At 37.9% G+C, this 24,280-nt stretch carries 20 protein-coding genes; all 20 read right to left on the reverse strand.

Annotated features, from left to right (window positions below):
• Positions 1-35 precede the first annotated feature (35 nt).
• The gene (locus SSIN_RS05720) at positions 36-221 is read right to left on the reverse strand and encodes a helix-turn-helix domain-containing protein (protein ID WP_037616745.1); all 186 of its coding nucleotides are present in this window, start codon (positions 219-221) and stop codon (positions 36-38) included.
• Positions 222-375: 154 nt separating this feature from the next.
• Entirely contained in the window at positions 376-4,203 is a 3,828-nt protein-coding gene (locus SSIN_RS05725; RefSeq protein ID WP_037616747.1) for an SspB-related isopeptide-forming adhesin, read from the reverse strand.
• Positions 4,204-4,227: 24 nt separating this feature from the next.
• Entirely contained in the window at positions 4,228-4,923 is a 696-nt protein-coding gene (locus tag SSIN_RS05730; protein ID WP_342341878.1) for a hypothetical protein, read from the reverse strand.
• A gap of 48 nt (positions 4,924-4,971) precedes the next feature.
• Positions 4,972-6,057 (reverse strand): hypothetical protein, encoded by a 1,086-nt coding sequence (locus SSIN_RS05735; RefSeq protein WP_037616750.1) that lies wholly within the window; start codon positions 6,055-6,057, stop codon positions 4,972-4,974.
• Positions 6,058-6,067: 10 nt separating this feature from the next.
• Positions 6,068-6,415 (reverse strand): TrbC/VirB2 family protein, encoded by a 348-nt coding sequence (locus tag SSIN_RS05740; protein ID WP_037616752.1) that lies wholly within the window; start codon positions 6,413-6,415, stop codon positions 6,068-6,070.
• Between the two features lie 90 nt (positions 6,416-6,505).
• A complete protein-coding gene (locus tag SSIN_RS05745; protein WP_037616754.1) occupies positions 6,506-8,347 on the reverse strand; it encodes an AAA family ATPase in 1,842 nt (613 codons plus the stop codon).
• A complete protein-coding gene (locus SSIN_RS05750) occupies positions 8,340-10,088 on the reverse strand; it encodes a type IA DNA topoisomerase (protein ID WP_037616756.1) in 1,749 nt (582 codons plus the stop codon). The genes SSIN_RS05745 and SSIN_RS05750 overlap by 8 nt, the downstream gene beginning before the upstream one ends.
• Positions 10,089-10,265: 177 nt before the next feature.
• Positions 10,266-15,365: a PBECR4 domain-containing protein gene (locus tag SSIN_RS05755; protein ID WP_037616758.1), complete on the reverse strand. Its 5,100-nt coding sequence runs from the start codon at positions 15,363-15,365 to the stop codon at positions 10,266-10,268.
• A gap of 18 nt (positions 15,366-15,383) precedes the next feature.
• Positions 15,384-15,641: a hypothetical protein gene (locus SSIN_RS05760; protein ID WP_037616760.1), complete on the reverse strand. Its 258-nt coding sequence runs from the start codon at positions 15,639-15,641 to the stop codon at positions 15,384-15,386.
• A gap of 129 nt (positions 15,642-15,770) precedes the next feature.
• The gene (gene mobP2 / locus SSIN_RS05765; RefSeq protein WP_037616762.1) at positions 15,771-18,137 is read right to left on the reverse strand and encodes a MobP2 family relaxase; all 2,367 of its coding nucleotides are present in this window, start codon (positions 18,135-18,137) and stop codon (positions 15,771-15,773) included.
• A gap of 20 nt (positions 18,138-18,157) precedes the next feature.
• A complete protein-coding gene (locus SSIN_RS05770) occupies positions 18,158-18,718 on the reverse strand; it encodes a hypothetical protein (RefSeq protein WP_037616764.1) in 561 nt (186 codons plus the stop codon).
• Between the two features lie 11 nt (positions 18,719-18,729).
• A complete protein-coding gene (locus SSIN_RS05775; protein WP_037616766.1) occupies positions 18,730-19,185 on the reverse strand; it encodes a hypothetical protein in 456 nt (151 codons plus the stop codon).
• Positions 19,186-19,195: 10 nt separating this feature from the next.
• Positions 19,196-19,987, reverse strand: coding sequence for a DNA/RNA non-specific endonuclease (locus tag SSIN_RS05780; RefSeq protein ID WP_037616768.1), 792 nt, complete (start codon positions 19,985-19,987; stop codon positions 19,196-19,198).
• On the reverse strand, positions 19,984-20,334 hold the full coding sequence (locus SSIN_RS05785; RefSeq protein WP_037616772.1) for a hypothetical protein: 351 nt from the start codon (positions 20,332-20,334) through the stop codon (positions 19,984-19,986). The genes SSIN_RS05780 and SSIN_RS05785 overlap by 4 nt, the downstream gene beginning before the upstream one ends.
• Positions 20,327-20,659, reverse strand: coding sequence for a hypothetical protein (locus SSIN_RS05790; protein WP_037616773.1), 333 nt, complete (start codon positions 20,657-20,659; stop codon positions 20,327-20,329). Before SSIN_RS05790 ends, SSIN_RS05785 begins: the two co-directional genes overlap by 8 nt.
• A 418-nt stretch (positions 20,660-21,077) precedes the next feature.
• Positions 21,078-21,347 (reverse strand): hypothetical protein, encoded by a 270-nt coding sequence (locus SSIN_RS05795; RefSeq protein ID WP_037616775.1) that lies wholly within the window; start codon positions 21,345-21,347, stop codon positions 21,078-21,080.
• 119 nt (positions 21,348-21,466) lie between these two features.
• Complete coding sequence (locus SSIN_RS05800; protein ID WP_037616777.1) at positions 21,467-22,300, reverse strand: hypothetical protein; 834 nt, start codon at positions 22,298-22,300, stop codon at positions 21,467-21,469.
• Between the two features lie 23 nt (positions 22,301-22,323).
• Positions 22,324-22,692 (reverse strand): hypothetical protein, encoded by a 369-nt coding sequence (locus tag SSIN_RS05805; protein WP_037616779.1) that lies wholly within the window; start codon positions 22,690-22,692, stop codon positions 22,324-22,326.
• Between the two features lie 29 nt (positions 22,693-22,721).
• On the reverse strand, positions 22,722-23,726 hold the full coding sequence (locus SSIN_RS05810) for a hypothetical protein (protein ID WP_037616781.1): 1,005 nt from the start codon (positions 23,724-23,726) through the stop codon (positions 22,722-22,724).
• A complete protein-coding gene (locus tag SSIN_RS05815; protein WP_037616784.1) occupies positions 23,710-24,270 on the reverse strand; it encodes a hypothetical protein in 561 nt (186 codons plus the stop codon). Before SSIN_RS05815 ends, SSIN_RS05810 begins: the two co-directional genes overlap by 17 nt.
• Positions 24,271-24,280 lie beyond the last annotated feature (10 nt).

Raw genomic sequence — 24,280 nt, forward strand, 5'->3', positions numbered from 1 at the left:
TTATAATGACATTATAAGACATACGTCTTATAATGTCAAGTGTCTTGATCAGAATTTTTGATGACTTTTATCAACTTTTCTGCTGTATCTAAAGTCATATTCCCGATTTTTCGCTGACCATTCATAAATTTTTGAATCGCAGTCACATCAATACCAGATTCTTTTGCAATACTATAGGCAGTACGCCCACTTTTTAATAATTCTTCAATTTCTTTTTTCATGCTTATAAAATGACTCCTATTGTGATGGATAACTTTATTATACGATACAAAAATAATGAATTCAACCGATACCAAAAAGAAAAGCTAGGCAAAACGCCTAGCTTGCTCCATCTGTCTGATCAAAGCTATCTATTGCGTTTATCAGATTTTCTTTTTAATTTTCTTTCCGTTTTTTGAAACTAACAAGGCTGAATCCTGCAAGAATCATTCCCAAAACTGAAAGTCCAACCGATGAAGCTGTACCTGTTTGTGGCAAAGCTGGAGCTGGTGTTTTTGGTGCAGGGGTTGGTTTCTTAGGTTGTGGTTTTTCTGGCTCTGGAGTGCTAGTCTTAACTGTGTTAGAAACAACTTCATGACCATTTACCACATTCTTGTAGGTGTTTTCAAATGTTCCAGCCGCAATCCGTTTCATTTGAATTGCAGCGTCTACATCAAATTCAGAAGCATTATCGACTTTATCCAAAAAGTCTCGCTTCATTGAAATTTCAACAACCCCTTTAGCTTTGTCATACTTCAGTTCTGCATATTGTGATAAGTCTGTACCAGACTTAATCACTGTACCATCTTTCAATTTGATGTCAACAGCAGCCATTGCCTTATATTGACCCGTAAATTCATCACCCTTTTCGTCAAAGTCATCATAGAAACGATATTCTTTGAGTGCTTCGCCGCGATTTGCAGGCAACTTAGCTCCATCTAAGAAATAATAGAACTTATCACCCAATTTAACAAGCTTGCCATCAAGGTTTTGTCCATCACCAAGTTTACTAAAGACTTGTTTTTGAACTTTCAGCTCTGGCACATGATTTACCACTACATTTGAGTAGTAGCCGTTACCAAATTGCACTTGGAAGGTTTGGTTCGTGTATTTACCTTTAAAGCTCGTTTTATTTCGCATTGGAGTATGGAAGAATAAGTCCATACCTGTTTGAACATAAGCTTTATAGAATTCCGATGGTTTTTCAGCAATCCACATGTAGAACTTGCCTTTTGGAGAAATACCTGAACGATCAATCATGTCATTCAACTCTTTTGAAAGAGTTTCACGAGAAAGAACATGATACATCTTCAGGCCATTGACTTCCTTGCCTTCTGCATCCTTCACTTTGAAACGACTTTCAAGCGGTGTGACTGCATCATCCTGATAATCTTCAATGTATGCAAAGCCTTTGGCAATCGCTTCTTTACCAGATTTATCACCCTTATTTGGACGATTCGTCCATTTAGAAACATAGTAATTGATACCTTCTGGAAGCATTTCTTTGCCATCCACCAGTTTTCCAGCAGCATTGTAATTATGCTTTTCTGGTTTCAATGGATCACGATTCGGATTCTTCGGATCATTTGGCTTGTTTGGTTGTGGTTTGCCTGGAGTGTGAATCAAGACTTTGTTCGATTTACGAACATAGCCGTTTGATCCGCCACCGTTCACGACCATTTCAAAGACATTTTCATAGTCTGCAGCGTCATTTTGCGGACGCCCCCAAACAGACAATGCCCCTAATTGATATTCCTTGTTCAAGTTTTGATTTACTGAAGAAAGGATTGATGCCACAGCCTTAAATGTCATCAGATTCGTTTTTTCATTATAAGACACATCATAGCCCTTATTGGCTTCTTTTGTCTTTTCCAAATCTGCCTTAAATCCTTGCGGCAAATGATCATTAAAGACTAATTGTGTCACTGCTTTACGGCCTGCAGGCAAAGCCTCTGTCTGCAAAACAAAGCGATTCAAAGAATTCTTAGCAACATACCGGCCATTGATATTCAATTTATCCGCATTTTCTACAGCTTTCGCAATTTGCGGACGAGTAGATAATTTATAATCATGAACGTGTACCGTTGGCACTACTGGAGCAGTTGGTTCTTTTTCTTTTGGCTTATAAGTTGGCGTTGGAACACCATTTACTTTTACCAAAGTCAATTTAGTTTTTGGAGTTGGTACAGTCTTTTCCTTTTCAGGAGTAAACTTCTTCAACTCTTCCATTTTAGGAGTTGGAACTTCTTTTAGTTTTTCAGGAGTAAATGTTTTACGAGATTTAGGTTCTTTATAACGAGCAGGAACTGGAATGCCAGAAGACTTAAAGTCAGTGTTAAATGCAAACCATTGTGAAACAATTCCACTTTCCTGACCGTTTGTTTCAACACCGAAGCTGAATTTGATTCGTTTATCTGTCGAAACAATCCCTGCGCCTTTATAGGCGTAGGGACTATCCTCTCTGTCCCACGGCTTATCTAAGCCCAAAGCATCCAGATCTTCTAAATTAGTCTTAGAATAAACCAAATCACCATAACGAGCAACCTTAGATCCGTTAATTGGGATGAACCTGTCACCAGTATAAATACGAGCATATTCAACGTGTGATGTTCCTTCCCCGTAAGAGTTCATGGAAGCAACAGAATAAAGGAATGGTTTTCCTTTTACTGGAAGAATTTCCTTTCCATCTTCCCCAAAATATCGGACCTCTACGTCAAGCTCATAACCTTCCTTACCTGCCAGCGTTCCAGCAAGAATTGTCGATGTAGGATTTCCTTCGAAATTCAGATTGATCTTTCCATATTGGCTATTAGCCTTTTTGGCCGTATATTGGAATTCGGCGGCTACAATTTTTTTACCGTCATAGGAACCAGACAATCCCTCATATCGAGCAACTGCTGTTTGTCCTACCGCAAGACGCCCCAAGATACTGCCACTTGATGCAGAAGTCGCTTCTTTGGCATCATTAGTAACCAAATTATCCCAATTAGTACCAATCACATTAAAGACATTACCGCCTTTTGCATCAACCTGTTCCCAGTATTTCTTCTGAGAAATAAATTCTGCACCCTTGACGCTCACAAGTTTAGCATTTTTTACATTGTCTTTGCCAAAGACAAGATACTTACTTACAATATCTTTAACATAACCATCCTTAGCACTATTAGCTTTGGATTCAGCTTTTTCTTTAGCGACACGAGCATCTTCAGCTTTGTTATGCTCAGAAACTTTACGATTGAACTCATCAATCACCTTGTTTTCACCATCAACTTTAGACTGCCCTTTAGCATTTCGTTTAGAAATTTCCGCATTTTCAGCCTCAACAGACTTTTTGTTAGCCAATTTAGCTTGATTACGTTTCTCAATTTCCGCATTTTCAGCTTCTACCTGAGCTTGACCCTCAACATTTCGCTTACGCACCGCTTCATTATATGCCTTCGCAGCTGCAATTTCCTGATTTTCTTTTGTTTTTTCAACTTGATACATTTCAGCAGCTTTTTGATTTTCGGTTTTTACTTGTTCAACAGCTTTTGTATAAGCGTCATAAGAAGTTTTGTTGGCATCCACTTTCACTTCTTTAGTCGTTTCGGTTACGTTGGCATCTGGAAACTCAGCTTTAATCTTAGCTTTTACTTGAGCCACTGCTTGATTGGTTTGAGCTGCTTGTTGGCTAGCCTTATCATGTGCTTCTTTCAAGGCTTGATTTTCCGCTTCAATCTGCGCATTCTTTTGTTTGGTTTCTTCAGCTGCTTTTGCATAGTCATCTTTTGCTTTTAGATAATCTTCTGTTGTTTTTTCAACAGCTACTTTTTGTTTTGCTTGATCCGCTGCAATTTCAGCTTGGGCTTTTTGTGTTTCAGCTAAACTGTTTGTGGTACCCTTATCAACGGGAGAGTCTTGCACCACTTCCACACCTTCTTTTTGGGCTGCTTGTGCTGCTTGATTAACCTGCGAATTGTCAACTTGAACATTAACCGTTCCTTGAGATTGATTTGCCTGATCAATCATTTGTTGAGCTGCTTGTGTTTGAGCTGGTTGACTATCTGACAAATTTGTAGCTGTATTTGCTGGTACAACTGTAGTAGGCTCTTTAGCGACTTCATCTGCTTGTACACCATTAGTTGTCGCTACAGCTAGTGCTGCAAGCCCTAAAATAACCCCACAAGTACCATAAGCCTTGATTTTACGAATTGATCCATACGTTTTTGTTTCATTTGATTTCATTTTTTGATTTCTCCTTAAATTTTATTAAAATAATTTTTTTAATTTTGTTCCTACTGCAAGCAAAGATAGACCAATCAGTGATAACAGAGAACTAATGAACGCTTCTTCTCCTGTTTCAGGTAGGTTTTTCATTTCACCTGAGGCTGAAGTTAGAGTAACCGTACCATCTGCATTTGTCTTACCGCCTATAGATTCGGCAGAGACTAAATTAGTGCTGCCATCAGCTTGTTGTACGACTACCTGACTATTTTGGGTACCGACAACGGTTTGACCACCATTCGTTTCAAACGGATCAAACGTCCGATTAGGTTCTGGCATTGGAGCTGGATTCTTCGGCTCTTCGCTTGGTGATGTAGGGGTAGCCCCTCCATTTCCATTAGTTGACGGATCGGTTGTTCCAGGCGTAGTTGGATTACCATTATTTCCGTTGTTGTCAGATGGTTCTGTAGAAGTTCCTGGAGTAGATGGATTTGTCGGCACTACTGGATCCGATGTACTTGGATCTGTGGGAGTACTAGGTTCTGTTGGTGTGCTTGGTGTGGATGGATCTACTGGAACTGTTGGTTGCGTTGTCCCAGTATCAGAAGAACCAGTATCTGTGGCTGGAGGGGTACTATCCGTTGGCGGTACTACCACTTCTGTAGATGGTGCGCTTGGATCAACAGGTGCCACTTCATCAGCGGAGATAAAGCCAGCTTTAGATAGCGCAAGAGCGGACACAGTTAATAGTGTGAGTAATTGTTTTTTAGTCATGATACGTTTCCTTTTCTACTTTTTAATTTTGATGTATTCAGATGCTTTGGGTTCTGTCGTGATGACATAGCCATATTTAGAAGACTTAGAAGTCTCAACTGAAAAACTCAATCGAATACTGGAAGCCTTCTCTCCTTCTTTTACAGATAGGACATAGGTCACCGAATATTCTTTTGTTTTTGAATCATAGGTTAGTTTCTCAAGAATCACTGACTGCAACGTTCCTTCTTTTGGAACAGTGTATTTGGCATCTCCATCTGACAGAAAGTCTGTTAAGTTTTCCTTTTTACCAGAATAATAATTAGGTAAGAAATAACGACTGAAGACATCTATTTGATGTTCCTTATCTGCTAAGTTCTGGGTATTTTTCAGTTCTTGATAGAGATAGATCACTTGTTCCTTCTGTTTGGACAGTTGCGCTTGCGAAATAACAGATAAAATCATCCCCCCGACAGCTAATGTTACAAGAAATCCCATGAGTATATAGACCTTTTTCAGGGATGGTTCTTTTGGAAATTTGTGTTCTACAGGTGATGGTATAGCTACAGAATTGCTTGAAACCAGCTTCTGTTGTGGCAAGACATTTGAGACTTGCTCCCCTTCTTCTGGGAAAAGAGGTAGTGCCGATTCTTGAATTCCCAAACTCTTTTTGTAAGCGGGATAAATTTGATTCACAAAATACTCTCGTTTTTCGTGATAGGTATAGGATTGAAAATCTGTCCCTGTCATAATGGCTTGAATCAATGGTAACAGTAAATTCTGATACCTTTGATCAATGATGAATGGGCTGGCAAAAACTTCTCCTTCTGACACCGCTTCTTTTCCTTCCAGGTGACAAATCGCAACTCTTTTCAGCTGCATTTGACCATAAGCCTCTTGTAAAACTTGGAAGAGCAGTTCTGCTTGAAGAAAGGTCATATAAGGAAGCGACTCTTCAATTGACTGCTCAAAAGTATCCAAATACTGTTGGTCTAGCCCTTCAATAATACCAAGAAGCTCACTATCATCATCTGGAGATTTCCCATCTTCCCATGTGACCTCGAGAAATAAATCATCTGTTATTACGCATTTGGAGCTTTTCTTAAATGGGATAAATGCCATCGTAACCACCTTAACCTCTCACAAAGTTAAAGCCCCACTCAACAATGCTTGGACCAGCAGAAACCGCAATAATGGATACCGCAATAGCTACCCAGTGTTTTTTAATCGCAGCTTTTACTTCGCGACCACCAAAACCATAGATGAGACCTGTAATAACAACGGCGGCTCCTAAGGTAACAATCCCAATTCCTTGAACTTTGGTAATTCCTTGTTGAGCCAAATTTTGTGTCTTGGCAAAGGGATCATCCGCATAGACAGTGTTCGTCAGGAGTCCTGACAGAAAGAGTGAGAGACTAAGCAAATAGCACTTGCCTTTAGATCTCACTTCATTTAACGTTTTTGTCAATTTGTTTTTCATAGAAATCCTCCTCATATTTTATTGACATTATTAGTGTAAGGGATAATCAAATTCTCTGCATTAAGCGGACAAGTCATAGGAAAAATTTTTTCAGCTGAATAATGTATCTCTTTCTCCCTCAATATCCAGCTGAATTTGTCTCAAATCTTTTCGATGTTGACTATCTGGTGCCTCTCCCTCAACCCATAAATGAACGTTATAAGTTTGCTTGCTTTTATCTAACGTCAAGCTTCTAGCTGAGATAGGCGCTAATACTTTTCGCTTCATCAAACGTTCTAAAGGACGTGCACCATTCTTAACGTCAGTACCAACATCAGACAGATACTGGATCAAACTAGGCTCGTATGAAAGTGTTAAATTTTGTCGATTCATTCTATCTGCAATCTCAGACAGGTTTTTTTCTGCGATTTCTTCAATCACATTACGTTCTAAAAGATTAAAGATGATTTTATTTTCGATCCGATTGAGAAACTCTGGCCTGAACTCATTTTGAAGCTCACTTCCCATCGACTTCTCAAATTGTTGCCAATCACGATCAGTGAGATTGCGAAAATTACCTTTGAGTTCCCATTTATTAATGATTTTTTCAGCCCCAATGTTAGTGGTCATCATCACAATTGTATTTTTAAAACTAATCAAACGCCCAGAACTATCCGTTAAGCGACCATCATCCAGAACCTGCAAGAAGAGATCCATCACCTCATTGTGTGCCTTTTCAATTTCATCTAGCAACAAGACACAGTAAGGTTTCTGTTTCACACCTTCCGTCAATTGCCCTTTTGTTCTTGTCGCACGATTACCGATTAACTTGACCACATCTTCTTTCTGTTTGAACTCTGACATATCAAAACGAATCATGGCATTTTCGTCGTCAAAAAGTGCTTCTGCGACAGCCTTGGATAACTCAGTCTTTCCAACCCCAGTTGGGCCAAGAAAGAGAAAAGAAGAGATAGGCTTGTTTTCATCTTGCAAGCCAGCTTGAGCAATGGTGACCGCATCGACGATGGCCTCAATCGCATCTTCTTGACCTTTAACACGTGCCATTAGTTTTTCCTTGAAGCCTTCTAACCGTTCCTGATCGCCTTTTAGAATTGTTGTGACAGGAATTCCTGTTTTATTTTTTAAGACTTGAGCAATGTCTTCTTCTGTCACCTTGCTTTTTCCTCCAGCTGAAGCAATAGTTGCGGCTTCATCTATTAAGTCAAAGGCCTTATCTGGTAAGAAACGATCTGTCATATAGCGAACGGATAAACGAACCGCTTGTTGAACCGCTTCTGAAGAAATTTCGACTCCGTGAAAGGATTCATAAATTCTCTTAGCTTGTCCAATAATTGTGATGGCTTGTGGAATAGTTGGTTCCTCTACCATAACAGGCTGCATCCGACGCTCTAGAGCTCGATCAGTCTCGATGTAATCATGAAATTCATCTAGGGTAGTTGCCCCAATCAGCTGAATATCCCCACGAGCCAAAACGGGCTTTATCACATTTCCTGCATCAAGTGCTTGGCCGTCTTGACTACCTGCCCCAACGATGGTATGAAATTCATCCACAAAGAGAAGGTTATGACCACGTGTCGCCACCATCTCCTCAATAATTTTTTTGAATTTGGCAATAAAACCGCCATTTTCTTCACTCATCAAGCTAGAAAGCTCCAGGGAACGAACGGTCAAGCCTTTTAATGCATCTGGAACCTTGTTACGTAAAATCGCAAGTGTCAGCCCTTCGACAATAGCTGTTTTCCCAACTCCTGCTTCTCCTACTAGGATAGGATTGTTCTTAGTTCGTCTGAGAAGAGAGATGATGACAGCTTGAACTTCCTTGTCTCGTCCATAGACTTGATAATCAGCTGCTTGCTTAGCAACCTTGGCTGATAAATTATCCGTATACTGATCCAAATAAGGGGTTTTTAGCTCATCTTCCACATCAATCATTCCTTTCCTTAGCAGCCACAATTTGATCGGTCAATTTCTCTTTTATGGCATCCACAAACTCACGTGGATTAATTTCTCCTTCTCCAATTTGAGATAGAAAGAACTCCCAGCCGCCTGTTGTTTCAGGGCTAGCAAATTCATTATCATAGAGATAGTGAATCAATAGATAGGCCTTATTCGTTGGGAACAGCTGACCTGTTTTCTTATCCTTTGTAATATAGCCTCTATCCTGAATAGTTTTCAGCATCGTTGCTCGTGTTGCCTGCGTACCTAAACCGTACTTTGGTAGAATTTGTCCAATGAATTGACTTTCCGTTAATCGCTTCGGTGGCTTTGTTACGCCTTCAAGAATAGTAGCCTTTGTTTCGATTTGATCTCCAACACGATAATCAGGTAGCTCAACATCCTCTTTTAGTTTCTGTTGACTGAAGGTGACCCACCCAAAATCAATCATCTGCCGACCTCTTGCCTTAAAGACTAGCCCCTGATTCTCTATTTCAACTGTTGTTGTTTGGTAGCGACAATCTGCCGCAAACATCAAAAGTGTTCTGCGAACAACCGCCTCATAGATGAATCGTTCATCTGGTTTTAAGGTGACTAAGTTCGGAATATTTTCCGTTGGAATCAGGGCATAGTGGCTCGTTTTAGCCACTTTTTTTGGGTTAACGTAATTTTCCCTTGCCTCTACGTTCACTGGCTCAAATGAGCAATGGATGGTCTCCTGATAGCTCTTCAAGTACGTTTTTAGATAATCAAATTCTTCTTGCGTAATAAAGCGTGTATCAGTTCTGGGATAAGACAAGTATTTTTTCAAATAGAGGCTTTCAATCAAATTTTCTGTTTTAGTAGGTTCAAATCCCCACTGTCTGGCTGCCAACTCCTGAATATCTGAGAGATTAAATAGAGCGGGTGCTGCTCGTTGATGGTCTTCTGTTTCAACTGAAGAAATTGTAGAAACTGGGCTTAGTTGTCGTGATGTCGCTAGGATGACCTCACTATCTGAGTACTTTTCTTTATTTGAAAAGCTAATCTCCGTTTCCTTATCTTGTAACTGTAACTTCCAATAAGTATCTGGTCTAAAGTTTTGAATCGCTAAATCATTTTCACAGATGAGACGTACTCCAGGGGTCTGAACACGTCCAACTGATAAGCTATTTCCTTTTCCTCTTGGCAGCCGTCCCTTGTTTTGAAGTTCCAAGGTTACCAGAGGAGATAAGTTCATACCCACTAACCAATCCGACTGTGCACGTGCTTCAGCTTCTAAATAATAGTTATAGGTTTCTATCGGCTCTCTCAAATTTTGAAAGGCTTTCTGAAGGGCATGTGTTGTCATGGAATTCACCCAGAGGCGTTTGGTGACCTTATTTTTTCCTTCTGGAATATGGGACAAAATTGAATAAGCAATTCGTTCCCCTTCTCGATCGGAGTCCGTACCGATAATCACCTGATTCGCTGCCATTACTTCCTGATAAATCTGTTTGAAGGTTTCTTTCGATACTTTGTCTTGTTTCAAGGTCTGTTTAAACGAAACATCAACCAAGGGTAACTTCTCTAAATTCCAATTATCTTTTGGTAATCCGTATTCAAACAAATGCCCTTCAGCCGCAATAACATGAACTTCATCTGAAAAATAGGGTGTGTGCTTCACAATATGTACTTTTCCTTTTTTACCAGCTGAACCCAAACATTCTGCATAAGCAGCAGCCTGAGTTTCTTTTTCAGCTAGAATGACTGTTACCATGTCTTCTCTCCTTTTTGCTTTGATAATTTTAGTCTAAGGGATAATCAAATTCTCTGCATTAAGCGGACAAGCCATAGAACATGGATGCTTTTTAATTAAAAAATATAAGAGTTATATAACTTTTTGTGTTGTTTTGTGTACATTAAAAGGCACTCTCACTTGAGAGCACCTTTTAACTTATCTACTAGGCCCTTTGGTTGGGGCTTTCGGAAAATTTGGCGCTTGTCCTCGGTTTTTTCCTAATGGATAGGGTTTGGTATGGTTTTCAATTTGCTTGTGCATCTTAGAAACGGTTTGATGAACCCGTTTCAAAGAATCCGCTAATTGCTTATCGTCTAATGCTTTTAGATTATCTGTCCAACTTGCCATGTAATCAATCGCTTTTTCAGAAGTATCCAGTCCAAAGTGTTTGGACAACAAATGACTGGTCATCTCAGCTTCAAATTCCTTTTGTCCTTTCGGTAGCTCTTTATACTGATCGGCCAGTTTAGGGTTATGAAGTGTCGCATGCGCTAACTCATGAATCGTGGTGGCAATTTTTTCCCCAGGTGTATTATCGGGATTGATCAGAATGAGTTGTTCTCCTGAGTAAAAGGCCCCTTTCGCATTTCCTAAAACATGGGCTTCATCTTTCATCATGGTAATACCAATGGTTTCAGCGTAATCACATAAACCTTCAAGTACCTCTTTCGTCTTCACCTGATCCGTATTAAAGTTGTAATGACGGTTTGGCATGGCTTTTGGATAGCTTTCTGATTTCAGCGTCGTTTGTGACAACTCAAAGACCTTGTAGGTTGTAAAACGTGGATAACCTGTTTTGGGATCTCTTTCTTGAAATTGACGAACAGGAAGTTTACCGTCTTTCACTAAGGCTTTTTCTTGTGGCGTGGCATCAGAAAACTTTTTGTATTTTGGATTTCCCTTATCATTTTTCACTTGATGACCGTTTTCATCTAGGACTGGAATCATTCGAACCATCAGTGGCCTGAACAATGTAATCCGCGACTTTTCGCCTACCTTAACAGACAAGTTCTGATGAACAACCTCCTTAGTTTCACCTGTACGCTTATTTGTGTATGTCGCTTTGGTTTGAATCACATCCTCTGGTTTAATTTCTAAAGCTTCTCCCATTGCTTGCCATTGCTCATAAGTCGCGACTGCATTGGCACCTTGCCATTGTTCATGAATGAGAGCAACATTGCGAGGGGATAGTTGTGGGAATTTACTCATGAAGTCCATGTACTCCAGTAAATCTTCAGGTGACTGTGTATACGCTCGAATTTTTTGGAAAGCATGTTCGCTGATGTCATAGGCTGAGGCATTCATATAATCAAAAGGTTCAGCTGAGATAGCAGGATCCTGTTGTTCCTTACTGCTTTCTTTTCCTTGGTTGCTAGCAAGAACGACCTCTACTTCATCCTGTTGATAAAGCCCTTCTGGTACTTTTCCAACCCCAATTTGTTTAGCAAGTTTCTTCAACTCATCTTCAATTTGAAAATCATTGCCCCAATCACTGCCATAGGCTAAATAACCTAGTTTTTCTTCTCCCCTCATCAGAGCCAAAGTCCATGGAGCTTGTACATCTTCTAAAAAATCAATTGCTTTTGGACTATGAACCGCTAACTCTAGTTGATAATCTTGACCAAATTCTTCTCTGTTCGTATAAAGCATTTGACCATTTGATTGAGGTGTCCCAACTAAGTTCCCCTCGACGGATAGATTTTCTTGAATGTGAGGAACCGAAGCAACCAGTATCTTGGTTTTATCTTCTGCCATAATTTCTTCTACTCGTTGAGCTAAGTTCGTTTTTATTTCCTGGTTAGGAGAATAAAAACTTCCCCTTGAATAATCCTCCTTAGGAGGCAACTCTTTTGAATTTAAACTCTGTTCATTCGCTTCAGCAGCAATTTCTTGATTCAGCTCTTGATTTTCCAGCTGAGAAAGAACTACTTCATCAATGGCTGCTAACTCTGATTGACCATCTAAGCGACGATAGCCTAGACCAAGAAGACGTGAGACTGGTTCTGTTTCATCTCCAATATCATAGCGCACGCCTTCTTTAATCACTTGACCACCTGGAGCATAAATATCAAACTTAACTTTCGTAGGTGGTACGTAATTATCTGGGTTTCCAGCATTTGCTTGAGCAATACTCTCTTGATGCGCCTGATAAACTTCCTGATTAGTTTTGTAGAGCTCTGTGACAAAGTCTTGATAAGAAACCAAGCTTGACTCTTCAAATGGCAATTGTGGGCCTTCTGGCCACTTTTCAGTCCACTGCAAGCGGATATGATAGTTTTCGTTATAAATCCGATCCTGTGCCCATTCTTGATAGAAATTAGAATCTTTATCAACTAGTTCCAACTGTTCAGCAGTAGCCACAATTGCACTAAAATTACCTTCATGAGTATCAAAAAGTTCATAGTAACGCTCCCATGCTTCTTTCGACTCTTCTGGAATCTGTGTTCCTAATTTTCTAGGGTCTCCTACATTATACGCAGCATCTAATACTTGTGTGAACTGTTCAGCTGATAGAACATCTATTTGAGTTGATTCAAAATCTACATCAGACTCTTCATATTGCTTATTCTGTAAAATGGATAGCATTTCCTGACCACCATCTTTGACATATTCCTCGTTGATTGCAATTTGTTCAAGAACACCTTCTCGTTTACGGAAAATACCAATAATTTCATTTCTGCGCGCAGCTTCTAACTCATTCTCTAAAATCTCTCTAGATTTGAATATAGAAGCCGGCACAGTCCTGTTTTCATCTGTAGCTTTAAAAAGCACCATAATATCTTTATCGCTGCTTTTGATTAGACTATCAAATCTATCAGTATATCTGTCTATATTTTGAAGTTGATCAAAATAGAATGAGTCTGTTTGGAGTACTGCTTTTAATTCAGGTAAAACTTTAATTTTATCAAAAGCAGAATCCGAATTTGATATTCGAATATCATCAAAAGAAATCTCTCCACCTGCAGCGAGATCACTCAGAGTTTTTTCAGGAGATTGGTTTTTTCCAATAAATTTGAGTCCCGTGAGATGCATGAAATTCTTCTCTAAAAAATTAACTTGAACAATGTTTCCATCTGCTGTGAAATAGCTTATCTCGCTATTGGCAAGCTCTTTTTGATAATATTTAGCAGCCTCTTGAATTGTATCAGAAAACCGATTGAGCTTAGCTAACTTTGTCTTATCAATTGAATGATCTAATCGTGTATGTCTTGACTTAAAGCCATCTTTTATGGTAAAATTTAAGTAATGAGAGGATCTAGTAGGTCGACTGGTAACAGAGCGATCAAAGGTATCAGTTTCTGATACGGGTGCGGTGCTACCCTCAGCTTCGGGCTGTAAAGAACCCTTGTACTGAGACGTCCTCTCGTTTTTTTGTTGCTCTGAATTTAAAGCTACCTCTTGACGACTGTCAAGGGGCTTTTCTGTTTCCTCAGAGGAAGAAATGATTTCCTGTCTTGGATTCACAATATCCTCTTCCGTTACTTCTGGAGTAATGATAATCGTCTCATCTCTTAACTGCTGGAGAATAGCCTCATAAGTTTCAGTAGAAATTTCAACCCTGCCACTCTTGCCATTCAGATATTCCAACAAATGGTAAGGTACCAATTGATAATAATAATCAGCATTTCTAGTTATAATCTCATTTGCTGGATAACTGATAATATTCCAAGCATCACGCCCCAGACCTCCTAGTGGGTCGCTGTTTGAGCGACCCCATTTTTCAGCTGTCAGACTATCTAACTGACGATTGAGGTTATAAGCACTAATAGCCACTTCTGCTGAAAAGACCGTAGAAGTATCCGAACGCCCTAACTCTTTTTGCAAGCCTTTCAAGATGTCGTACATCTGATTTTGTTCAGGTGTCCCTTTTTCTTTAAAACGGTTAATATTGGTATCATTGATAGACTCAAAGAAAGCTCGGTGTTCTTTTAAACCTTCCATTGCTTTGGGCTTTAACTGCTGCATAGGATGGCTCCAACCCGTATAGTTGACCAAAGTGTAAAAGTAAACCTCGTCTGAGAGGGTAATCTGCAAGACACCCGCTTTAATTTGACTTTGAACCGCTTCTGATAATCCTTTTCGATTCGCTTTAAAGGTGTCATAAGATACTTGGGCATGATAATCATGATCTGCTTTTTTAGCCAATTCCAGATAAGGCGCTGGTAAATCCTGACTTAACAAGTTAGAAATATCTTGCTTTTCACTACCAACAGATTTCGATTTTAGTGCATCGTTCCAATCCATTTTTTCCTGCCCATTTTGCAAGTTTGGTAAAGCTTCCGTAACCACTGCTCCTTTTTCTCGCAGTGAATTAATAAAGTTTTGGCCTGCCTCATCATTATCAACCGCAAGAGTAATCCAATCTGCATGTTTTCCATCTGTAAAAAAATTATTATCAATAGCCGTTTGTAATCCTTCAGCAAGTTGATCGTAGCTCCAGCGAAGTGGCCGACCTGAGATGTCAGACTGGAGCTGTGCTAAGTGTCGACCAATAACGCCTTCTTTTAAACCGTCCATCGAGACCAAACGTACATCCTGAAGATTATCTTTGTACAATTCGTAATAGGACATCAGATCGATGGCACTTTCCGCAAAGATAAGACGGTTAGGCTGACCAATATCCACATGCATACCAGTGATACCATCTGAATTTCGGACAATATTTTTAGCATATCCACGTTCTGGCCATTTTTCCCAGTTTTCTTCTATGCCTTGTAGCGTAGCTCCTACCATTTCACCTGAGAAATCAAAGGACTTAAAAACAACAACTGGTTCAATACTACCATTGACCTTGGCATTGGCCTGGGCTAGCACTCCTTTTTCAAGGAAGAAATCAATAGTTTCATCAGAAAGGCCACGTTGGTCTTTTAGATAGCTTCTAGCAGCTTCAAAAGGCTGTTCGTAAGGTTCTAGGTAGTAAGAAAATGTTTCCTGCGCTCTTTCAACAGCTTTATATTCTTTAAAACTGCCATCATTTAAGTAATTAATCGCCTGATTAAAGTTCACTTCTTTCATTGTTTCAACAAGTGAAATGACATCTCCGCCTTGGTGGCGGGAAAACCAATTCCACATATTTTTATCAGGAGAAATGACCATTGAGTCATGCTCTTTCCAACGGTAATCTCGTCCCGAACGAATCAATTCCATGTTCAGTTCACTGGCAACGTCTAAAATATCACGAGACCGAGCATATTCTACTCTCTCTCGACGACCTTTTCCACGTGGCGTAGGTTGTTGTATGTGTTCTTCTGCCATAAAAACTCCTTTCATTTACTAAAAACACTCATATTTCGGCTGATACGGTTTCGTTTCAGGCACAATAAACATTTCTCTTGGCAAAGAAACTAGATCACCTACTGAAAAATGCTCAAATTCTTCTGGATTATTTTGGTAGTCCAATTCCAATTCCAAATCACCATTTTTTCCTTGTCCAACAAAAAGAATATGTTTTTGAGTATCATCAATGGCCTTGACTAGCCAATCAGCCTCAAAGTCAAATTCCTCTTCAGAAACGTTTGGAAATTGTAGCATTATCACCACCTCCTTCCTGTATTTACAGTTACTTCTAGTCTAAGAGATAATAAAAATTCTTGCGTTAAGCGGACAAATCATAGGAGATTTTAAACTAAAAAAGCCATTGACAATAACATCAATGACTGATTAACGCTGGGCTTGCCTGCGCTCTTCTTGTTCTTCACGTTCATCACTTCTAGCACGTTCCATCAATGCTTTTTTACTTACTTGTTGAGAACGCTTGAGCGATGCCGTCAATTGTCGCATGAAGTCTGTATTCAACTTTGCAGGGCCTTGAGACTGTTGAAGTTGAGTTTTTTTAGTAACTTTTTGTTCTTGTAATTGCCTAGAAACTGTTTGAGTGATTTGATTTTGATTATCTTTTGCCGGTTGCAGTTTCTCATATAAACGTTTTAACTCAGAGAATCCTTTAGCATTAGCTACTCTCATCTCCCTTATCGCTGCTTCATCCGATAACTGACTCATCTGATGATTCCTGTTGTTAATCTGATATTTCAACTGAAAAATAGAGATATGAGTCTGAAGTTCTTCCATGTAGGCTTGTTTTCGAGTTGATGTCCCTTTCAAAAGCGTTAAAATATTATCATCTTGAATCTGCTCAACAAATCCCAGCTCAGCCCGAAGCTGCCTAATAGGAAGCTGTATGGCACCAGCAGTGGCTTTTGAAACAGGAAGCGCGACACTATCTTCAAACTGCCTCTTCAATCGCTCTTTCAAGACTTTATCATCTTCTGAAAGCTTAAAATTAGGAATCAATTGTAGTTCAATTGCTTTTAATTCTTGCGTTAAAGATTGCTTTTTAAAGTCCACAAATGGCTGATCAGAAGCTAAGGGCTGTATCTGTTCTAGAAGCTTTTGACGTACCTGCAATTCTTTCTGACTAGCCTCTAGCATACTGAGTTTTAACGCATAGCGAAATGTCCCTAATTCACGACGTTCTTTTTCAGAAAGTGTTGGTTTTGACTTAGCAGCATCTACCAACTCTTTTAACTCACTCGATGATAATAAGGACAAGTCTTTTAGGGTCAAGGTTTTTAGCTGAATATTTTCTGTTAGCTGACTGACATCATACACATAATCTGCCACAAACTCTAGCTGACCAATTCCCTTCCCATGCTTATCATAAGCTTTATAGATTGGCTTTATAATTTCAAGAGGTTGTTCTCCTGTTTTTATAAAATAACCTAATTTTTGCCAAGCACTTTGACTTTTAATAACACTCGCTTCTGGTAACTGTTCCAAGATTTTCTTTTGGTTCAAGCTAGAAAAGTTTTTCAAATTTTTTTCCAGCTGAACGTCTTGAATTTGAGGAGCAGCTTCTCTGAACGAGCGCAGAATGTTATTGCCCAAGCGCTCTCTTAGATCCATGACACGACGAGCCAAATGATGTTCCAAATCGTATCCTTTTGATTCAGCCAAAGTCCGAATGGTTTTCCCATCGACTTTGCGGATTTTCTCATAGACTTGATTTTTTTCAGTGGAATAAACACCTTCATAAGTTTTAAGAAAGTCTCTGGTTTCTTGTAGAAATTCTTGATAGGCTACACTACCTTCATTTTTCAAATAGGAGTCTAAGTACCGCTCAAGAAAGAACTTACTAACCGCAAAATCCCTAGCATTCGATCCATAACGCCACTTTTTATTAAGGGGTAAGTGATTATAGGCTTGTTCCAAAAAATTTTTTTCAGCTGAAGAAATAATCTTTTCTTCCTGGTAAACAGAGGTAATTAAATCCGCTTTGAGATTAGCTAGAAGCTGTTCTTTTCTTAGAAGGTTTGATCGTGTTTCCTCTTTTAGCAAACCATGATACACACCGCTTTTAAAGCGATTGATTGTTTTTTGAGAAAAATTTCCCTTATATTCCATTCGACCACGTGGCCGATAAAAGATTTTCTCACGGTTAGATTCCACTTCAGACAGACCAAAATGAATATGGATATTGTCTGTGTTTAAATGAATATTTCCCCACCAAAAAGCAGAAGCAGAAAGACCTTCTTTCTGAATCAGGGTCGGCATCATGTCACGCATGACAGCCTTGATTGCTTTTTGATCAACTTGGCCAGTTGCAACATCATACAATCCTTGTTCAGCAAGAAAAGCATTATCAAACGAGATAACACCCTGCCAGAGAAGGGAGCCATTTTGATAAGCCGATTCTAACTTATTTTTTAGATCGGTTAATCGTCGTTTTTGGAGATAATCTGCTTCCTGAGTAAAGACTGCGGTTAATTCTTCAGATTGTTTTTCGGTTGCATAGGAACGGTTCATATAATCAATGTATTCCCTAAAATTCAACTGAGTTTCAGGGACAGCTTCCTGAATACGAGTCATCTCGTCTTCAGTCAATCCTTCAATCATTTGCCTGTTTGTTTCTAAGGACAATTCTTCGTCAATTTTGACAGCTTCATCACGATTTGTATAATCCACATATTGACTATTAGCCTCTGTATATTGAAGCATAAATGTAATATTAGGACTAGACGATAGATTCATCACTTATGCTCCTTTCTTAGTCAAAACAATCCATCTTTCCTTAATTGAACATAATCTTTCAATAGAGGCTGGAGTTCTTCAGGTTCTACTTTAAAATCTTGAAACCACGGTCCAGATTGAGAGACATGCAACTCTTTTTTGGCTTCAATAAATTGCATAGGAACTAATAAAATATTTGGCTGATTCAATTCTGAGCCACTTTCACGTTCTAGAAATGCCACGATAAAATCTTGACTGCCATTTGTTCTAAATTGCCAATGTTGAGAGTTTCCATTCTTCTTTTTATGCAGGGAACTATACTTAACATCAATCGTCAAACCATCAAACCAAAAATCATAGACAGGATTGTTTTTCTTAAAATATTTATTAGCATCTGTTGCTTCTGGAACATATTTTTGAAAGAGTTCTTCTGCCATTCCTCCCAGTTTAGCTGTTCTAGAACCGTACTGAATTTTATCTTGAATTTTCAAGCAGCCGCTCTTTATTAATTTCAAGTGTGCAATATGAGTCGGTAATCCAGATTGCTTTACTGCCTCATGAAAATCTCCTGTTTCCAAATATATATCAACTATATCAGCCATTTTAATTATCCTTAATGTGAGTTCTTCATTGTTTGGCCACGTGCCACATCTTCTTTAATAAGATCATCAATTCTAGCCATCAGTTCGTGCTGTGATGGATCAAAACGAGAATGGATAGACTCTAAATCTTGAATATCAAAATTATTACCTTTTGTGATGGCATGAAAATTAGTTAACTCTAAATAGAGCAGCTGGTCCATTTGACGACGAATAGATTTTAAAGTCCGTCCTTCAACCGAGTTGACCAAATTTTTTTCCAGACGAGATAACCTCTCAGAAAAATTTTGTTTATCTTCAGTTTCTAAAAAAAGTCTATAAAAAACATCAATCAACTTAACAACAGTCGCTGACTGTTTCTGTCCTGGACGTTCCAAACTCTCCCCTACGTCTTCTAACAAATAGGATTTTATTTCAGAAAACTTTTGTAGTGTTTCTTCGTTAAAATAGATATTAATTCTAGTTGCCATTATTTCTCCTTTATTGTGATTTTTTTGAAGTTCCTGTTAAATAATGAATCTCATATCCTGGTTGAATGTTGAAAATATAAACATCAAAAGATAGAGTATCATCTTCTATACTCTGTGCTTCCAGACGGATGCCACGAGCGACTAATTCTACATTTTCAAAAATAGGTGTTACTCGATAACGGACGTGATGATTTGTTTTCTTAATATAACCTGCGACTAAATTTTCATAGTACACCATTGATGATTTTTCATCTTTAAAGTTAGCATTAAGCGCACGTGTACCTGTAAATAGATTTTTCACATTTGCATTCTCACCACTTAATTGAAAACCAATCAAGTGAGAACGATTATACAAAAAATCTTGTTTACCATTAAACATGATTTTTTTATTTTTCCAGCCAGTCGGTTTGACCGATGAAATATCTTCACGTTCACTTGTCGGCATTAAATCTTTACCCAACATTGCTTCAGCTACCCCGACACGATTCAAAAAATCTAGGTTACTGTATTTTTCCCATGAACCATTTTTTAAGCTCAACTCTTCTGCCGTAAATTGTGCCTTATCATTAACCATTATGACCTGATGTTGACCATCAAATACTTTTGATTTTAGTTCCTCATTTTGTGTCTGATGACTATTTCCTAAGTCACCATTTTTTTCTTCAGATGAATTCGAGATATTCAATTGACTGGGCAAATCATTTTGAGTAAATGCACTTTTCAAGGTTTGAAAATTTTGTGGCTGCACTAAAAAAATTGCAAGAAATAAAATACTGACTAGGAGAAATTTATTCTTCTTCATGAACGACCTCCTGCTCTTCTTTCAGTGGCCAGCGCATCAACATCATCCATAAAACGTAACCAGTCTGTTGTTAGCTCTTCCACAATATCTTGCTTTCCATGATAAGCCAGTAACTTAATTTCATTTTTGAGCAACTGAACCAATATTTGAGCTTGTTGTTCTTTAATATCTGCCAACGTCTCTGCAAATTTATTATCATATAAATCCAGACCATCATTTTCAACAATACGATATAACTGAGACATCAAAAAATCGGCAAGATTAGGATACTGAAATTTTTCAGACATCATCTCTAATTGCACAAATAATTCATCAGGAACTTTGCGTAATCTAATTTCCTTAGTCATCCCTTTCTACCTCACCTTCATATTCCAGCCACCTTGAAATGTGATCAGCATACCGACCCATTTTCGTTTCAAAGTCAGATAAAATTTCTGTCTGTTTTTTCGTTAAATGCAAAACATGATCTGATGTTAATTTCATATTTTCTAAATGAGCAAGATAATTCGCTTCAGCAAAATTAAATTGATCCTTTTCAATCTTTTCACGCAAGACATGAACTAAAAAATCATTAAATGATTTTGATTTCGTTCTCTTTGATTGAGCTTTTAAATAATCAATTTCTTTTTCAGTTAATCCACGAATTTTTAACTCTGTTCTTCTCGTTACCATATAAAAATAATCATCTCCTTTCAAAAAACAGCGCCCTTCTTTTTTCTTTTGTCGAGGCAAAAGCTAAAAGAAGCAAAAAAGAAAACCACAACCTCGCAACGTCACGAAAATAAATTTTCTACTTTTGCGGTTTTTCAAGAACTAGCCCACTTAATGTGTTCTAGCCCATGAAAAGAGCATAAGGGAAACTGTCCCATCGTACCGCTGGGAGTTGATAGTATCAACGTTTCCTTTGTCCCCAATTCTCTCGGCTACGCCTACTAAACACACACATATATAGCATACTTAAACACACTAAGTGTCAGTGCATATACGCCGCTTCCCACATCTAAACACACAACCAAGCCACACAGACACACACCCTGTTGCGTGTCTTAATTAGGTGTTTATTCAGCTGAAAATTGAAGCCTATTTAACATCACTGTTCTACATTCTCACGTTCTTTTTTGACTGCCTCACGTTTTGATTTTTCCTCTTCCTTGATGATCGCTAGCTCTGTTTTGAGATCATCTAGAATCGTTTCATAAGACTGATTTTTATCTTTTTTCAATTGAAGCTGAACGTAGAATTTACCAATTTGTTGTTGAAGATTTTCTTCTACAAGCTTCCGTTCAGTTTCCAAAGAAGCAACTTTTTTCTTTGCTTCTTCCAGTTCCAAATCAATTTTATTGAGATTTTTCTTAGCCATATAATAGCCTCCTTTATTTGATAAATTTAGTATAAGGGATAATCAAATTCTCTGCATTAAGAGGACAAGTCATAAGTAAAATAAAAACTCCCCAATCTAATATTAGGGAGCAGCATATTTTAAAAATCTTTCTTCAGTAAACCTTCACCGTTTTTTGTAAAAGCATCTCTTCGACTAAGTTTGAATTCAATTAACGGATGATCAAAATCTCCTATTATTCCAAATGGATAAACCCTAAAAACAGGATAATAAATCGTGTCTACATCCATAAAAGCCCGTTCCTTTTCTTTCTCAAATGGCACTGCTTTATAACTGATACCTGTAATTACCTCTCTATTTAGAAAACTTAATTCGACAACTCCCTGATACGGTTTTTTGATCACATGTTGGTTCATCATTTTCATCCGTTTGTCCGCATCTTTTTCATCCGCATCTGTGTAAAAATTGCACTCTGGAGGTAGCTCATCTGTTGTTTTTCGGATTCCTAAATAAGTTTTATTGAGCACATTTTTGAAGAGATAGACCTTAAATAATCTCGGTTGGATGACAATTACCAGAGTTGCCAAAACAAGACTAATGAGCCAAAACGTAAAGAGACGATTGACCAAAAATTCTGTCAAAGCATGTTGCTTAATATAGACATTACCAGCTAGAAAGAATAAGTACATCACTACTAACAAAAGAGTTTTTTTCATCCGTTTAACTTCTTTTGAAAGAAGAATATGGATAGCATCTGTTGTTATTTTAAACATAACTATCAATTCTAAAACTTTCACCGTAAAAATTTGAATATCTTGTGGCATGTAATAGGTCAACAAACCTAAAAAAATAGCTGAGAAAAGATAAAATTGTCCCTTAAATAAGAATTTTATCAACCAATTCAAGACACAAATCAATGATAATTTGATTCCATTCTTATTTAGTTCTTTCCATTTTTGAGTGTAATTTTTCATGATTTTTTTCCTTTCAATTTAGCTTAATTGACCAACTTGTTTCCTGCAAAAATGATGAGTGTATCTTTGATTTTTATGAAGTTGCTCCATAAATCTCCATCTAGTCTCTTTAGATCAATAACATAAATTTTATGATCATCCCAGACAGGCTTCTTAATGGTTATTGTAAAAGCTTGTTCATCTATGATAATTTCCCCTATAGTAAGATACATTGAAGAAAACATGTCCCCTGTATGTCCAGGCTCACTATTATAAGTTATTCCATTTTCATCAATATCTAACATCACCCATCTTTGTTTTCTAAACAATCCTTTTGTACTTGTAAATACTACACGGTGTTTTCTAATAGGTTGGTGTCCTTTTGGTGCGAGTTTACCATATATTTTTTCCATAATTTTTACCTCTTTACTTCCGCATTTTGTTATTTCATCTCTACAGTCTCTATCGGACTTGAAAATTCAAATGTACCATCTTTGATAGCTACTTCTTTTTTCTTCAGACTAGCAATTTTAGCCTGAACTTTTTCAATGTTTTGAGTCGCTGTGTTAATAGACCTATTCTTAGTTTCAATGCTACTTTCAATAGCTGCAATATCTTTCTGATTAGTTTCTAAATCCTCACCAGATAGATATTCTGCTTCTTTAAGAAGTCCATCTTTTCGAGAATTATCATCTTCAATGGAAGTCTTTAATTGCTTGATAGAATTATTTAATTTTTTAATCTGACCCTCTTGGAAAGATTTCTCTTCTGTGATTTCTGATAAGGCAAATTCCTCACGAGAAACTGTCCTTATTTTTCTCTTCTTAAGCTGACTGTTTTGAGTCGTCACATAGAATTGAACAACATTAGCATCTCCCTTATCTTTTGTTTTAAATGGCTTCTCTTGATCATCTGAAGGGCTGGAAACATCAATATCAATTGAGCTAGTGGAAACCGTCTTGTTCGTAATATCAATCGCATAGGCACCAAAATCCTTAGGTACGTTACGAATAATAACAGAGATTTTATTGTCTACGATGGGGACAATTTCCATCGTGGTTTGACTGGTTTTCTTTTTAGCATAGAGGTTCCATTTGAGACGTTTTGTGTCAATCCCACGATCAACTGGGGAGGTGGAATCTTTCGTTTCAAACTGGAGAACAATAACCCCTGTTTCAGGAGAATAGGTTTGACTAGAGAGTCTGATTTCACCTGTGCCGTTCTCAAATGTCCTCTTTGTTTTTAGCTGTTCATCCGTATAAGTTTGTCTTTGTGGGGAGTAGATAGCTCCCAACAATAAGCTTATCCAAGCTGTAAACAGTATGGAAAAAATGACTAACTTTCGTTTAATCACATTTTCTTGAAACCATTTCTTAGTTACTATAAATGGTTTGGCGATTGAACTAGACTTCACTCTTTCAATCCATCGTTTAATTGTATCTATCATGAACGGCACTTCCTTTCTTTTCCAATTTTTCATAATCTTTTTTTAGTTTCTCATCATGGATATTAGCTATAATTATACTCTTCTTTTCTTCACCCTTGATACTTAGAAGAACACCAGTCGCTAAAAAAAGAATGACGATTATTCCAACAATGATTGGTTGCCCCATAGAATATCTTTCATAGACTTCCCAAAATGTAAAGCTATGAAATTGTTCCAAAGGTGACGGTTTTAAGAGACCTAAGGTTATATTATCCACAAATTTAAGGAAAGACCATTTTAGCGTAGTTACACTAAAGTAATACACGCAACACCCAAAAATATAGATGAGTGTTCCCATTACTAATAGGCCACCTATAACTTGCTGGAACTCAGCAATTCTATATTCCTTATTCGTTCTCAGCAACATCTGTGTCTTCAGTAAAATATTCATAGGTTCGCGGCTTTTATTAATGCTAAAAACTTGAAATTGTCTTCCTACCTGATGAGCATTAGGTCTCTTTTGTTTCTGTTCAAAGGATCTATTTTTTCTAACTGTTCTGACCATTTTTTATTCT

This window comes from Streptococcus sinensis (assembly GCF_000767835.1).
In the GTDB taxonomy this organism is placed as follows: Bacteria; Bacillota; Bacilli; order Lactobacillales; family Streptococcaceae; genus Streptococcus; species Streptococcus sinensis.

Coding starts and splice junctions, on each gene's coding strand:
- SSIN_RS05720 (WP_037616745.1), bottom strand. CDS start 221: ATGAAAAAAGAAATTGAAGAATTATTAAAAAGTGGGCGTACTGCCTAT.
- SSIN_RS05725 (WP_037616747.1), bottom strand. CDS start 4,203: ATGAAATCAAATGAAACAAAAACGTATGGATCAATTCGTAAAATCAAG.
- SSIN_RS05735 (WP_037616750.1), bottom strand. CDS start 6,057: ATGGCATTTATCCCATTTAAGAAAAGCTCCAAATGCGTAATAACAGAT.
- SSIN_RS05740 (WP_037616752.1), bottom strand. CDS start 6,415: ATGAAAAACAAATTGACAAAAACGTTAAATGAAGTGAGATCTAAAGGC.
- SSIN_RS05745 (WP_037616754.1), bottom strand. CDS start 8,347: ATGATTGATGTGGAAGATGAGCTAAAAACCCCTTATTTGGATCAGTAT.
- SSIN_RS05750 (WP_037616756.1), bottom strand. CDS start 10,088: ATGGTAACAGTCATTCTAGCTGAAAAAGAAACTCAGGCTGCTGCTTAT.
- SSIN_RS05755 (WP_037616758.1), bottom strand. CDS start 15,365: ATGGCAGAAGAACACATACAACAACCTACGCCACGTGGAAAAGGTCGT.
- SSIN_RS05760 (WP_037616760.1), bottom strand. CDS start 15,641: ATGCTACAATTTCCAAACGTTTCTGAAGAGGAATTTGACTTTGAGGCT.
- mobP2 (WP_037616762.1), bottom strand. CDS start 18,137: ATGAATCTATCGTCTAGTCCTAATATTACATTTATGCTTCAATATACA.
- SSIN_RS05770 (WP_037616764.1), bottom strand. CDS start 18,718: ATGGCTGATATAGTTGATATATATTTGGAAACAGGAGATTTTCATGAG.
- SSIN_RS05775 (WP_037616766.1), bottom strand. CDS start 19,185: ATGGCAACTAGAATTAATATCTATTTTAACGAAGAAACACTACAAAAG.
- SSIN_RS05780 (WP_037616768.1), bottom strand. CDS start 19,987: ATGAAGAAGAATAAATTTCTCCTAGTCAGTATTTTATTTCTTGCAATT.
- SSIN_RS05785 (WP_037616772.1), bottom strand. CDS start 20,334: ATGACTAAGGAAATTAGATTACGCAAAGTTCCTGATGAATTATTTGTG.
- SSIN_RS05790 (WP_037616773.1), bottom strand. CDS start 20,659: ATGGTAACGAGAAGAACAGAGTTAAAAATTCGTGGATTAACTGAAAAA.
- SSIN_RS05795 (WP_037616775.1), bottom strand. CDS start 21,347: ATGGCTAAGAAAAATCTCAATAAAATTGATTTGGAACTGGAAGAAGCA.
- SSIN_RS05800 (WP_037616777.1), bottom strand. CDS start 22,300: ATGAAAAATTACACTCAAAAATGGAAAGAACTAAATAAGAATGGAATC.
- SSIN_RS05805 (WP_037616779.1), bottom strand. CDS start 22,692: ATGGAAAAAATATATGGTAAACTCGCACCAAAAGGACACCAACCTATT.
- SSIN_RS05810 (WP_037616781.1), bottom strand. CDS start 23,726: ATGATAGATACAATTAAACGATGGATTGAAAGAGTGAAGTCTAGTTCA.
- SSIN_RS05815 (WP_037616784.1), bottom strand. CDS start 24,270: ATGGTCAGAACAGTTAGAAAAAATAGATCCTTTGAACAGAAACAAAAG.